This window comes from Reinekea sp. (assembly GCF_046710285.1).
Lineage (GTDB): Bacteria > Pseudomonadota > Gammaproteobacteria > Pseudomonadales > Natronospirillaceae > Reinekea.
On sequence record NZ_JBKEGY010000025.1, the window covers coordinates 20,756 to 34,535 of the forward strand.

A 13,780-nucleotide genomic window follows, 5' to 3' on the forward strand; every position below is an offset into this window, starting at 1 on the left:
TTACATAGGGGGTGGTGGTGGCGCTAATACTTCACGAGCACCATTGTGTCCTGGAGCACTAACCACTCCAGCGTTTTCCATGGCTTCAACCAAGCGCGCTGCGCGGTTGTAGCCGATTCTGAGTTTGCGCTGTACAGAGGAGATAGATGCTTTTCGAGTTTGAGTAACGAAGGCAATAGCGTCATCAAATAACACATCAGATTCTGGGTCGTCGCCATCTTCAAAGCTTGGAATGCCAGGTATTTCGGTATCGCCTGCTTGAGTGATTTCTTCGAGGTAGTTGGGTTGACCACGGCGTTTCCACTCGGCAACAATGGCATGAACTTCATCATCATCGACAAAGGCACCATGGATACGCTCGGGTAAGCTAGTGCCCGGGGGCATAAACAACATATCACCGTGCCCTAACAACTGCTCTGCTCCGCCTTGGTCCAAAATAGTTCTTGAATCTATTCTAGATGACACCTGAAACGCGATACGCGTAGGTATGTTGGCTTTAATCAAACCCGTAATAACATCTACCGATGGCCGTTGAGTCGCTAAAATAAGATGTACACCTGCCGCACGAGCTTTTTGAGCAAGACGAGCAATGAGCTCTTCAACTTTTTTACCCACAATCATCATCATGTCGGCAAACTCGTCAATTACCACGACGATGTAAGGCAGTGCTTCAAGCTCGGGTGCTGGCGCACCGGGCTCTAATGACTGTAACGGGTCATAAAGCGGATCAATAATAGGTTCGCCACTACGTGCAGCTTCGGTAACTTTCTTGTTGAAACCACCAATATTACGTACGCCTGTTGCAGCCATTAACTGATAGCGACGCTCCATTTCAGCAACACACCAACGTAAGCTTCCCGCTGCTTCTTTCATATCGGTAATAACGGGCGTTAGCAGGTGTGGAATGCCTTCATATACAGACAATTCCAACATTTTTGGATCAATCAAGATTAAACGGACTTCTTCTGGCGTTGCTTTGAACAGCAAACTGCACAGCATAGAGTTTACGCCTACCGACTTACCTGAGCCTGTTGTACCCGCTACCAGTAAGTGGGGCATTTTGCCTAAATCAGCAACGACGGGGGAACCAGAAATATCATGCCCTAAGCCTAAGGTTAATGGGCTTTTCGCGCGGTCATATAAATCGGAAGACAAAACATCGTTTAAGCGCACTATGGCGCGCTGTTCATTAGGTATTTCAATACCTACGGTTGTTTTTCCTGGAATAATCTCTACGACTCGAACGCTCACAATGGCCATTGACCGCGCTAAATCTTTCGCCAAATTAGAAATTTTTGAAACTTTAATACCCGCAGCTGGCTGTATTTCAAAGCGTGTAATAACCGGGCCCGGCGCGACTTCGGTGACTTCGGCCGATACGCCAAAGTCTTTCAACTTAATTTCGAGTAAACGCGACATCGCCTCTAGCGCTTCCGCACTATAGCCGTGTGTTGGGTCGCCATCTGAACTGGTGAGTAAATTTAGCTCTGGTAAACTACCCGCTGGCAACGAATCATCAAATAAAGACTTTTGCTGCTCTTTCGCAATACGTGCACTTGGAGTCGTTTCTTTTTTCTTAAGTGGCTTTATTTGAGGTGGCTTGCGCTTAGACTGCTTTTCAAGCTGAATTTCTAAGTTTTGCTTTCTTTGCTCTACCACTCGCTTAACTTCTGCCTGCTCATTTGCTACGCGCTTTTGCTTCTGCCACTTTTCTTTTAACCAGCCCATACCATTAAAAACAGACCTTCCTATGCCATCGACTACCTGTAACCAAGAAATATGGGCGGCGAGAGTCAATGATAAAAACCCGACTAACAGCAAAATAAGCGTACTGCCGGTCAAGCCAAATAGTGGGAAGAACCATTCCGACAATGTTATGCCTAAGTAACCACCCGCACTGCCTTCGCCTGAACTACCGACGTGTACAGTTAATAAAGCACAACTAACCACCACAAAGACTATCCAGCCTACGGTTCTTAATATAAAAATTAGTGGATTCCAAGGTTCAGGGTTCTTTCGATCACGAAACACGCACCATGCTCGGTAAAAAGCAATTGCGGGTATGCCATAGCTGAATACGCCTATCAATGTAATTAAAAAAGAGGCAATCCACGCGCCAGCAGTGCCTGCTAAATTAGACACTTGAGGGTCAGATGACGCGTAAGCCCAGCCAGTATCCGAGGGACTATAGCTAAGCAGCGCCAAAAGTAAAAATAAGCCAATGGCTAGAGATAAAATCCAAATCGCGTCATGAACAAAACGGACTTTGATTTCACCAAGCCGACCATCAGTTTTATAGGAATTAAATCGTTCGGACAAAATGTCCCCTTTTTCTACAGTTGTATCTATGAAATTAGGCTATAAGATACCACTAACTCTTTGAATTAGTGACCTTTTTATGCCACAACTAAGCTGGCTGCAAGCTGAACAAACGCCAAACTTTCCTGACACTTCAATGGCGTTGAGCGAACCTGAAGGTTTATTAGCAGCCGGTGGCCAATTATCTATCAATTGGCTTCTTAGTGCATATTCTAAAGGTATTTTCCCTTGGTATAGTGATGGAGAGCCCATTTTATGGTGGTCGCCGGCACCTAGAATGGTATTAATACCAGGTAAAGCCCATATTTCTCGTTCATTGAAGAAGCATTTTCGGTCAATTGACATCGAAATTCGAGTAAATACTTGCTTCTCTGAGGTTATCAAACGTTGCTCTAAGCCACGCGCTAAAACAGATGGTACTTGGATCATTGAAGAAATGAGAGACGCTTACATAGATTTACATGAAGCAGGCTGGGCGCATTCAATTGAAGTATTTCAAAACCAAACCTTAGTTGGTGGTTTATATGGTGTCGGTATAGATTCTGTATTTTATGGTGAGAGTATGTTTTCTGACCTGACCAACGCGTCTAAATATGCTTTTATTGCTTTGGATGAATGGGCAAAAAACAACCAACTCTCACTTATTGACTGTCAACTTTACAACCCTTACCTTGAAAGCATGGGTGCTAAATTAATATCGAGAAACGAATTTGAGCAGTATTTGCCTATACGAGAGACACAACTCAGCTTTGAAAAAAACCAATCATTAACCACCTTATTGGAACGTGCATTTTTTTAACATGAGTAATTCAAGTGAAATATCCGGTGACACGATTGCCCTATATCGTACCGGGGAACACAAATGCAGCTATTTACCGGATCGAAAGTCTCGGACAATTTTTGTTGACCCAGACTACCGTTTTCCTGAGCAACTCTATGAAGAGCTTACTCACTCTGGGTTTCGTCGCAGTGGTCAGCACCTTTATCGACCCGATTGTGGTGCATGCTCAGCGTGCACACCGACACGAATTCTTGTCAACAAGTTCACTATGAGTAAACAACAAAAGCGGATTTACCGGAAAAATAAAGATTTAACGGTAAAAATTGCACGTTCAGAGTTTCGCCAAGAAGATTACGAGTTGTTTGAGCGTTACATCAACATCCGGCATCGTGATGGTGATATGTATCCGACAAGCCCAGAAAGCTATACAGATTTTTTGACTTGCCGGCCGGATATTTCATTCCAAATTCGGTTATTTGATGGCGACAAGCTAGTTTCCGTTGCTGTCACAGATAAAATTGCCAGCGGATTATCGGCACTCTATACATTCTTTGACCCCGACTATGAAAAGCGATCGCTGGGTACCTTTAGCATTTTATCGCAAATAGAGATAACCCGAATGAACGAGCTACCCTATTTATATTTAGGCTACTGGGTACCAGGCTGCCAAAAGATGACTTACAAAACTCAGTTTCAACCGATTGAACTACTTCAAGATAAAAAATGGCAAACTTTTGAAGCCGACTTAATATAACTTACCTATTTACAATTAATTTTTGCTAATTTGCGGTTTTTCAGGCAGAATGCGCGCCGATCCTAATTATCAAAGGTTTGCAAAGGGCAATATGGCAAAAGAAGATGTGATTGAAATGGAAGGTGAAATCTTAGACACCCTTCCGAATACTATGTTTCGCGTTAAGTTAGAGAATGGGCACGTTGTTACGGCTCATATTTCCGGTAAAATGCGTAAAAACTACATTCGTATTTTAACGGGTGACAAGGTTAAAGTTGAATTGACCCCTTACGACCTAACCAAAGGTCGCATTGTTTACCGCGCTCGCTAGTCTCTTCTGCAAACCAATTAAAAAAGCACCTAAATAGGTGCTTTTTTTATGTCTTATTGAATCACCAAGTTTACACTTCGGCTTCGGTCAACGCTTCTTCACTAACTAAAGTCAACTGCCCATCTACTACGGTAATCTTCGCAGATCCACCTTGTGACAACGAACCAAAGAGAATGAGATCGGCCAGTGGTCGCTTGATCTTTTCTTGGATCAATCGAGCCATTGGTCGAGCGCCCATTGCAGGGTCATAACCCTCTACGGCTAACCAATCACGAGCCGACTGATCAATCTCTAGATGTACACGTTTGTCATCAAGCTGAGCTTGCAGCTCAACTAAGAACTTATCAACTACGTTTAAGACAACTTCTTGCGTTAATGGATTAAACTGCACGATACCATCTAACCGGTTACGGAATTCTGGAGTAAAGGTTCGATTAATCACCTCCATGCCGTCCGTACTATTGTCTTGCGTAGTAAAGCCCACTGAACGCCGCCCCATTTCTTGAGCACCCGCGTTACTTGTTAAAATAAGTATCACGTTGCGGAAGTCTGTTTTACGGCCATTACTGTCCGTTAACGTGCCGTGATCCATTATCTGCAATAACAAGTTGAAGACATCTGGGTGCGCTTTTTCTATCTCATCAAGCAATAGCACGCTGTGAGGGTGCCTATTAACGCCATCAGTCAACAAACCACCTTGATCGAAGCCAACATACCCTGGAGGCGCCCCAATAAGCCGTGAGGCGGTATGACGCTCCATGTACTCAGACATATCGAACCGTATAAGCTCAATACCCAGTGATTCGGCAAGCTGCTTAGTAACTTCTGTTTTACCAACACCTGTCGGGCCTGAGAATAAAAAGGACCCAATAGGTTTATCAGCAGACTTAAGCCCTGCTCGCGATAACTTAATAGCCGAAGAGATATTCTCTATCGCTTCGTCTTGACCGAAAACGGTCATTTTTAAATTACGCTCTAAGTTCGATAAGACAGTTTTATCATCTTTGTTAACCGACTTAGCAGGAATACGTGCAATTGAGGCAACGACTTTTTCTACGTCGATAACACCAATTGATTTTTTACGTTTGCTAACAGATTTTAATCGCTCTGCTGCCCCAGCTTCATCAATAACATCAATGGCTTTATCAGGCAAATGCCTATCGGTAATATAGCGATCCGATAATTCAGCAGCTGCTCTCAATGCACCATCGGTGTAGCGTAAATGGTGATGATCTTCGAAACGAGACTTCAACCCTTTTAAGATTTTGTACGTCTCAATGACCGAAGGCTCATTTACGTCAATTTTCTGGAAGCGACGAGCCAAGGCTGAATCTTTTTCAAATACACCCCGATACTCTTGGTAGGTTGTCGACCCCATACAACGCAACTCACCCGAACTTAACATTGGCTTGAGTAAATTAGACGCGTCCATCACACCGCCAGAGGCAGCACCTGCACCTATGATGGTATGTATTTCATCAATAAATAAAATCGATTTGTCACGTTTTTTAAGTTCCGCTAAAAGTGCCTTGAGTCGTTTTTCAAAATCACCACGGTACTTAGTCCCCGCCAATAACGCGCCTAAATCTAATGAATATACTTGAGCACCAAGCATAATTTCTGGCACTTCTTCATCGACTATTCGTTTGGCCAACCCTTCAGCAATGGCGGTTTTACCAACGCCCGTTTCTCCGACTAGAAGCGGGTTATTTTTACGGCGACGCGAGAGTATTTGAACGACACGATCAACTTCATAGTCACGTCCAACCAGCGGATCGATTCGACCATTAGCAGCAGCTTCATTTAAGTTAGTTGCATAGCTATCTAAAGGATTAGCTGAGCTTTCAGCGCCTCCCTCTTCGCCTTGTTGTTCAGAGTTAAATTCTTGGCCACCAAGCTCATCTGATTGCACTTTACTGATGCCGTGTGCAATGTAATTAACCACATCGATACGAGATACACTTTGCTGTTTCAAAAAGTATACTGCTTGGCTTTCTTGTTCAGAAAAAATAGCGACCAGCACGTTTGCACCCGTCACTTCTTTTTTGCCAGAAGATTGCACATGAAATACAGCGCGCTGCAATACACGCTGGAAACCCAACGTTGGCTGTGTTTCTCGATCCTCATCATCTTTTGGAATCAGAGGTGTTGTTGAATCAATAAATTCAACTAAATCACGACGCAACTGAGGTATATCAGCGGCACAGGCACTGAGTACATCTGCAGCGGCGTGGTTATCTAACAGCGCTAACAACAGGTGCTCTACCGTCATAAATTCATGACGTTTAGCACGTGCCTCTTTAAAGGCACTGTTGAGGGTTAACTCTAAATCTTTACTTAACATAGTAATCACCTTTCCCCAACGATTGCTTAGTCGTCTAAGCGTTCAACCTCACACAGCAGCGGATGCTGGCTTTCACGCGCAAAATCATTAACAAGTGCTGCTTTTGTTTCGGCAATATCTCTCGTATATACCCCACATACACCCTTGCCTTGTGTATGCACGGCTAACATAACCTGAGTAGCTTTCTCCCGGCTCAATTGAAAGAACTGTTCAAGGATAAGTACCACAAACTCCATAGGAGTATAGTCATCATTTAGTAAAACAACCCGATAAAGTGAAGGTTGCTTTGTTTCAGGCTCTGCATTTTGTGTTGCGACAGAGCCCTCATCATCAAAAGATGGATTATCGTCACCTGATAATTTAGTTACAAATTCTAAGCCAAGTTTCTGAACCATGGCTGAATTTAGTGTCATTCTATTTCTGAGCATTGTTTAGTAAACCTGAATATAGAAGCTGAGCTATTTGAATATAACAGCATTATTTAGAACCAATCTACAATTGTAACGTGTACTCCGTCATAAGTCCTTAAGTTGGGGTTGACTTCAATCTTTCAACGGTATTGTATAAGGATTCTTAATTAAATCGCTTAATAACTGTACTCACAGTCAGTTAAAAAACGATTTTATAACGAAGTTTGTTGACGATTCGGTTGTAGTAGTACGATGTCGGCAGTGACTTTTACATTTTGTATCGTAAGGGGTCCGCTATGCCAGTAGGGAAAGTAAAATGGTTTAATAATGCCAAAGGGTTTGGTTTCATCGTAAGTGATGAGCACAAAGAAGATTTGTTCGCTCATTTTTCGACCATCCAAATGGAAGGTTACAAAACGTTAAAAGCTGGGCAGGAAGTCGAGTTTGAAACGGTAAAGTCAGACCGAGGGATTCACGCGGTTAATATACAGCTTGTGGGTATTGAGCCAGCCTCAGAAACGCTCCCAGAGCCAGCTGAAGCCATTAAAGAGCATTCATAACTTCAAAAATAAAACCTAAATTCAAAAAAAAGCCCGGTTTAACCGGGCTTTTTTGTCTATCTTTCCAGCTTATTTAATCAAAGCCAGTGCCGTATTAAGAATATCACTTGGACGCATTGCCTTAGATATCAATGCAGCATCTGGCTGGTAGTAGCCGGCTAAATCAACCGCCTTGCCCTGCACACTGTTTAACTCATCCATGATCTCATCTTCTTTAGCGACCAATGTTTCTGCTACTACAGAGAACTGTCTAGCCAGCTCTGTATCTTCAGTTTGTGCCGCTAGTTGCTGAGCCCAATAGGTTGCTAAATAGAAATGACTGCCTCTGTTATCAATTTCACCTACTTTACGAGATGGGCTCTTATTCTCTTCTAAGAACTTAGCTGTCGCCTCATCAAGTGTTGATGCAAGTATAAGCGCCTTGGAGTTGTTAAAGGTTTTACCTAAATGCTCCAAAGAAACCGCTAGCGCTAAGAACTCACCTAATGAGTCCCAACGAAGATGGTTTTCTTTTTCAAACTGCTGAACGTGCTTAGGTGCTGAACCGCCCGCACCCGTCTCGAATAAGCCACCACCATTCATAAGCGGAACAATCGACAACATTTTAGCCGACGTACCTAACTCCAAAATTGGGAATAAATCGGTTAGGTAGTCACGTAAAACGTTACCCGTGACCGAAATGGTGTCTTCACCGGCTTTCATGCGCTTTAAGGTAAATTCAGTCGCTTCAATAGGTGCCATTATCTGAATATCTAGACCATTGGTATCATGATCTTTCAGATAAGTTTCTACTTTTGCAATTAACTGAGCATCGTGCGCGCGGTTAGAATCTAACCAGAAAATGGTTGGCCAGCCTGTATCACGTGCGCGAGCTACTGCTAACTTCACCCAGTCTTGGATAGGCGCGTCTTTCACCTGACACATGCGGAAGATATCGCCTGCTTCAACGCTTTGCTCTAGCAATACAGCACCTGAGGCATCAATAACCTTGACTGTTCCAGCTTCCGTCATTTCGAAAGTTTTATCATGCGAGCCATATTCTTCTGCTTTTTGAGCCATTAAACCGACGTTAGGTACAGTACCCATAGTACGAGGGTCGAAAGCGCCATATTCTTTACAGAACTCTATCGTTGCCTGGTAAACACCCGCATAACTCCGGTCTGGAATTACGGCTTTAGTATCTTTAGGTTGACCATCTGGGCCCCACATGCGGCCTGAGGTACGAATCATCGCCGGCATAGATGCATCAATGATGACATCACTAGGCACATGCAGGTTGGTTATTCCATTGTCTGAATCGACCATCGCCATTTCTGGTGCATCTGCATAAATTGCATCTAAATCTGCTTTAATTTCTGCTTGTTTGGCTTCAGGAAGCGAAGCTAGTTTCTTATAAAGATCGCCTATACCGTTGTTTACATCTACGCCGATCTCTTCAAGTACTGCTGCGTGCTTGTCAAATACTGCTTTATAAAAAACAGAAACTGCGTGACCAAATATAATAGGATCACTGACTTTCATCATGGTTGCTTTCAAGTGCAAAGAAAACAACACATCTTTAGCTTTTGCATCAGCTATTTGCTCAGCAATAAAGCTACGCAATGCGCCTACTTTCATAACTGAGCAATCAATGACTTCTTTAGCAATTAGATCGAGATCTTTCTTCAAGACCTTGACTGTGCCGTTGGCATCATGGAATTCAATGTTCACACTGGTATCATCAGCAACTGTTGTAGCTTTTTCGTTACTATAAAAGTCACCATCGGTCATGCTAGAAACGTGAGTTTTTGAACTTTTATCCCAAGCGCCCATGCTATGCGGGTTATTTCGCGCATATTGTTTTACAGAACCTGGTGCGCGACGATCAGAGTTACCTTCACGTAGTACTGGGTTTACTGCACTCCCCTTAATTTTGTCATACCTCGACTGAAGCTCTTTTTCTTCATCAGTTTTAGGATCGTCAGGGTAATCTGGTAACGCGTAACCTTTGGCTTGGAGTTCTTTAATGCAAGCAATAAGCTGTGGCATTGAAGCACTTACGTTAGGCAACTTAATAATGTTGGCATCGGGTTGGTTTGCTAATGCACCTAGTTCGGCTAGGGCGTCCTCTATACGCTGAGACTCTGATAGAAATTCAGGGAAGCTTGCAATTACTCGACCGGCAAGAGAAATATCACGCGTTTCTACTTCAACACCAGCCGCTTTAGTAAAGGCTTCAACGATCGGCAATAGCGAATAAGTTGCTAATGCGGGCGCTTCATCAGTTAATGTATAAATGATTTTGGCTTTATTATCAGTCATAAAACTTCCTGTGGTTGTATTTTTAGCTCCAGATTTTCAAGCAACCTGGATGCGTACGCTTTAAACGCTTATAATTTTCGCGAGGAATTATACCAGTTGTTCAATTGAAAGTAATTCACCTCAGGGAGGTATATTGCAATACAATTAGTCGTACTCCCCTACTTTTTGACGATAAAGAGGTATAAGTGCCTTCTTATATTTTGTTTAACAAGCCATTCCAAGTTTTAACCCAGTTTACGGACCCTGATGGTCGTGCGACGTTAGCCGACTTCATTGATACGCCCGATGTTTATAGTGCGGGCCGGCTAGATTACGACTCTGAAGGTCTCTTACTGCTGACAGACGATGGTGCATTAATCCACGCAATGATGAACCCTAAGCATAAAGTGGCTAAAACCTATTACGCTCAAGTAGAAGGCATTCCAGATCCACAACAGTTAGATAAGCTAATGTCTGGCTTGGAGCTAAAAGATGGTCTAACACTACCCTGCACTGCAAGCTTGGTAGATAGTCCAGAGTGGTTGTGGGATAGAACCCCACCAATAAGGGAAAGAAAACAAAAGCCTACCAGTTGGATCAAACTTAGCATCACTGAAGGTAAAAACCGGCAAGTTAGGCGTATGACCGCCGCTATTGGATATCCAACACTTCGTTTAATTCGCTGGTCTATTGGAGAAATTACCTTGAGTGACCTAAATAGCGGCAATAGCAAAATACTAAGTAGGGACTTTATTGCAGATAACGGTATAAACTGGAAGCCTAAAAAAAGCAGCCCGAAAGCTGCTCATACTAAACTAAATCGCGCTAAACGATCGGATCAACCTCAGCGTCGTAGTCGACAGAATCAAAACCGAAGCCAAACAAACGGAAAAACTCAGCTTGGTAACCAGCGAAGTCGGTAACTTCATCTAGGTTTTCTGTATTTACTTGATCCCATATTGCTGCAACCTTCTGCTGCACCTCATCTTTAAGCTCGTTGTCTTCCATACGAATACGACCTACTGCGTCTAAATTAAGCTCGCCTGCACCGTACAATTGAGTTTCGAGCAATCCAAATATCTGCTCAATACAGCCTTCGTGAGTACCCTCTTCTTTCATGACTTTGTATAAGGCAGAGATATACAGAGGCATGACAGGAATCGCGGAACTTGATTGGGTGACAAGCGCTTTAAGTACAGAAACATAAGCCTTACCGCCTTTTTCAGCTTCAAGCTTCTTAGAAATCGCTTTAGCCGCACGATCTAAGTCTTCTTTGGCTTTACCAATGGTCGCTCCGCCATAGATCGGCCATGTGAGCTCTTTTCCAATATAAGTATAAGATGTTGTGATCACACCCGGCGCTAGAACATCGGCCGCAGCTAAGGCGTCAATCCACATCTCCCAGTCTTCACCACCCATCACTTTAACGGTATTGGCAATATCTTCTTCTGTTGCGGATTCAAGGGTTAAGTCGGCAACAACTCGTGTATCTGTATTTAAGTTCTTACGCGTGACCGGGTCGCCAATAGGCTTTAAGGTTGACGAATAAACTTCACCGGTATTTGGGTCTTTACGGCGAGGAGCACCTAACGAGTACACTACTAGATCTATTTGACCCATATTCTCTTTAATTTCAGCAATAACACTCTCTTTTGCCTCACTTGAAAAGGCATCGGTATTCAGTGATTTTGCAAACAAACCCTTCTCAACAGCAGCCTTCTCAAATGCACGTGTATTATACCAACCCGCAGAAGCTGACCGACGCTCACTTGGCTCTTTTTCGAACATAACACCTAGGGTGTTGGCTCCATAACCAAACGCACTGGTGATGCGCGACGCAAGGCCATAACCGTTCGAGCAACCAATAACCAATACATTTTTTGGACCTGCCTTGCCCGACTTGTTTGTTTCAACGTAAGCTATTTGTTCTTTGACGTTTTCAGCACAGCCTGTTGGGTGAGCGGTAGTACAGATAAATCCGCGAACTTTTGGTTTGATGATCATGTGTTAGTCCTGTTGCTATGGGTGTCAGATATTCTCTACTAGTTTAGAATACACTTACTAATTCTGAACACTAGTTTAAAGGAGTTAAGATCTACTATTCTCTCATCATTTGCAAAAGACTTGTGAATGGTGTGATAAAATCACTTGAAGTCTAGCGTTCCAGACCCATCTAACCCAGTTCAATAGCTATTTCAAATTTATTTGGAGCCATATTTATGAGCAGTAATGCATCCACAAAAGTTATAGTCGGCATGTCAGGCGGAGTGGATTCGTCGGTGACAGCGGCACTCTTACTGGAGGCAGGCTACCAAGTTGAAGGCTTATTCATGAAAAATTGGGATGAGGATGACGGTACCGAATACTGTACCGCCAAAGAAGACCTCGCAGATGCTCAAGCAGTATCTGATCGGCTAGGTATTCACCTTCATACCGCCAATTTTGCTGCTGAATATTGGGATAATGTCTTTGAGCATTTCATTGAAGAATACAAAGCCGGTCGCACGCCAAACCCAGATATTTTGTGTAATCGTGAAATTAAGTTTAAAGCTTTCTTAGACTACGCCATGGCACTGGGTGCAGATAAGATTGCTACGGGGCACTACACTAGAACCCACACGGTAGACGGTAGATCTCAGTTATTACGAGGCTTAGATACCAACAAAGATCAATCTTACTTTTTACACGCTGTAGGCCATACGCAACTCGCTAAAACCTTATTCCCGGTCGGAGAATTAGAAAAACCTGAAGTCCGAGCTATTGCAGAGAAATATCAATTAGCCACCGCTAAAAAGAAAGATAGCACCGGCATTTGCTTCATTGGCGAACGCCGCTTTACCGATTTTTTAAAGCAATACATCCCTGCGCAACCCGGTGAAATTCAAACTGAGTCAGGCGATGTTATTGGTCAGCATCAAGGGTTAATGTATTACACCATTGGCCAGCGTCAGGGCTTAGGTATTGGTGGTACTAAATACGGTGAAGCGCCCTGGTTTGTGAGCGCCAAAGACCTTACAAACAACATCTTGATTGCCGTGCAAGGTACCGACCACCCTAGCCTATTCACCAATCATCTAAAGCTATCTAATATCTACTGGGTAGACGAAAAAGAGCCAAAACTGCCAATAACGCTGACATGTAAGCACCGTTATCGCCAGCCCGATCAGCTATGTACGATTACTCGTGATGCCGACAACCTGTACCGTGTTGATTTTGACCAACCTCAGCGCGCTATAACACCTGGCCAATCTGCCGTATTCTATGCAGATGACGTATGCTTAGGCGGCGGTGTAATCGAAGCTACTTGGTAGGCTAAATTAGAAAATCTAACATCAGAATGTTCTGAAACGTTTCAATATAGGAAAAGACTCTACTCATGTCATTGAATGATAAAAACCAAGTCCTTGCTCTTTCCGGTGTATTCCAGTCGGCCTATCTTGTCGACAAGCTGGCCAAAGAAGGTCGGGTAGACAAAAACCTTTTAGAGCATTCAGTAAAAACAATTTTGAATTTAAACCCTGCCACCTACGATGAGTTGTTTCCCGACTATCAAATTTTTGAAGCAGGAACAGAAAGGCTAGTTAATGCCTTGTCTAAAAATGGTCAAGGAATTAATAAAGAAGTATTACAGTACGCAATGTCAATTATCACCGTTCAAGGCAAGCTAGCTAAGCGAAAAGACTTAATGACCGAGCTAGCAACCGGCCTCGACCGCGCTGTAGATCAACAAGCTTACTTTAATGATTATTTGCATGAGTCTATCCTTGGTTCAACAGCCAATTGCTACCAAACCAGTGTCAGTAAATTAAACTTTCGTATTCGCGTCACGGGTAACCCCATGCACTTGCAAGACCCTAAAGTAGCGGACCAAGTTCGAACTTTACTATTGTACGGTGTTCGCTGTGCCATTTTATGGCGCCACGCAGGTGGTCGTCGCTGGCATTTCTTGACCAGTAGATCAAGGCTACACCGTGCCGCGCAAGGCCTCTCGCAACTGGCCTAATTCTGAGTTTTCGGTATAA

12 protein-coding genes are annotated in these 13,780 nt (G+C 43.5%); 7 read left to right on the plus strand and 5 right to left on the minus strand.

Translation table 11 applies throughout. From position 1 onward, the window contains the following. The gene (locus ACI882_RS14890; protein ID WP_411746714.1) at window positions 1–2,319 is read right to left on the minus strand and encodes a DNA translocase FtsK; all 2,319 of its coding nucleotides are present in this window, start codon (window positions 2,317–2,319) and stop codon (window positions 1–3) included. Between the two features lie 79 nt (window positions 2,320–2,398). Here ACI882_RS14890 and aat point away from each other — a divergent pair, with 79 nt between their 5' ends. The 3 genes from aat (at window position 2,399) to infA (ending at window position 4,164) form a co-directional block, all read left to right on the plus strand. Further along, window positions 2,399–3,118, plus strand: coding sequence for a leucyl/phenylalanyl-tRNA--protein transferase (aat, locus tag ACI882_RS14895; protein WP_411744278.1), 720 nt, complete (start codon window positions 2,399–2,401; stop codon window positions 3,116–3,118). Window position 3,119: 1 nt separating this feature from the next. Then, window positions 3,120–3,854 (plus strand): arginyltransferase, encoded by a 735-nt coding sequence (locus ACI882_RS14900; protein ID WP_411744279.1) that lies wholly within the window; start codon window positions 3,120–3,122, stop codon window positions 3,852–3,854. Window positions 3,855–3,945: 91 nt separating this feature from the next. Beyond that, on the plus strand, window positions 3,946–4,164 hold the full coding sequence (infA, locus tag ACI882_RS14905; RefSeq protein WP_215999621.1) for a translation initiation factor IF-1: 219 nt from the start codon (window positions 3,946–3,948) through the stop codon (window positions 4,162–4,164). A gap of 70 nt (window positions 4,165–4,234) precedes the next feature. On the opposite strand, the gene clpA is transcribed toward infA, so the two are convergent. After that, complete coding sequence (gene clpA / locus ACI882_RS14910) at window positions 4,235–6,508, minus strand: ATP-dependent Clp protease ATP-binding subunit ClpA (protein ID WP_411744280.1); 2,274 nt, start codon at window positions 6,506–6,508, stop codon at window positions 4,235–4,237. A gap of 26 nt (window positions 6,509–6,534) precedes the next feature. Further along, on the minus strand, window positions 6,535–6,903 hold the full coding sequence (gene clpS, locus ACI882_RS14915; RefSeq protein ID WP_411744291.1) for an ATP-dependent Clp protease adapter ClpS: 369 nt from the start codon (window positions 6,901–6,903) through the stop codon (window positions 6,535–6,537). Window positions 6,904–7,214: 311 nt separating this feature from the next. Between clpS and ACI882_RS14920 the strand changes: the two genes are divergently transcribed. Then, the gene (locus ACI882_RS14920) at window positions 7,215–7,478 is read left to right on the plus strand and encodes a cold shock domain-containing protein (RefSeq protein WP_411744281.1); all 264 of its coding nucleotides are present in this window, start codon (window positions 7,215–7,217) and stop codon (window positions 7,476–7,478) included. A gap of 69 nt (window positions 7,479–7,547) precedes the next feature. Here the strand turns inward: ACI882_RS14920 and ACI882_RS14925 are convergent, their stop codons facing one another. Continuing rightward, window positions 7,548–9,779: an NADP-dependent isocitrate dehydrogenase gene (locus tag ACI882_RS14925; RefSeq protein ID WP_411744282.1), complete on the minus strand. Its 2,232-nt coding sequence runs from the start codon at window positions 9,777–9,779 to the stop codon at window positions 7,548–7,550. Window positions 9,780–9,964: 185 nt separating this feature from the next. On the opposite strand from ACI882_RS14925, the gene ACI882_RS14930 reads away from it, so the two are divergent. Continuing rightward, window positions 9,965–10,681: a pseudouridine synthase gene (locus ACI882_RS14930; protein WP_411744283.1), complete on the plus strand. Its 717-nt coding sequence runs from the start codon at window positions 9,965–9,967 to the stop codon at window positions 10,679–10,681. Here the strand turns inward: ACI882_RS14930 and fabV are convergent. Continuing rightward, entirely contained in the window at window positions 10,584–11,762 is a 1,179-nt protein-coding gene (gene fabV, locus ACI882_RS14935) for an enoyl-ACP reductase FabV (RefSeq protein WP_411744284.1), read from the minus strand. The two genes, ACI882_RS14930 and fabV, sit on opposite strands and share 98 nt — an antisense overlap. A gap of 215 nt (window positions 11,763–11,977) precedes the next feature. Between fabV and mnmA the strand changes: the two genes are divergently transcribed. Both mnmA and hflD read left to right on the plus strand, forming a co-directional pair. Further along, the gene (gene mnmA / locus ACI882_RS14940) at window positions 11,978–13,069 is read left to right on the plus strand and encodes a tRNA 2-thiouridine(34) synthase MnmA (RefSeq protein WP_411744285.1); all 1,092 of its coding nucleotides are present in this window, start codon (window positions 11,978–11,980) and stop codon (window positions 13,067–13,069) included. Between the two features lie 65 nt (window positions 13,070–13,134). Further along, window positions 13,135–13,761, plus strand: coding sequence for a high frequency lysogenization protein HflD (gene hflD / locus ACI882_RS14945; protein WP_411744286.1), 627 nt, complete (start codon window positions 13,135–13,137; stop codon window positions 13,759–13,761). Window positions 13,762–13,780: the final 19 nt, after the last annotated feature.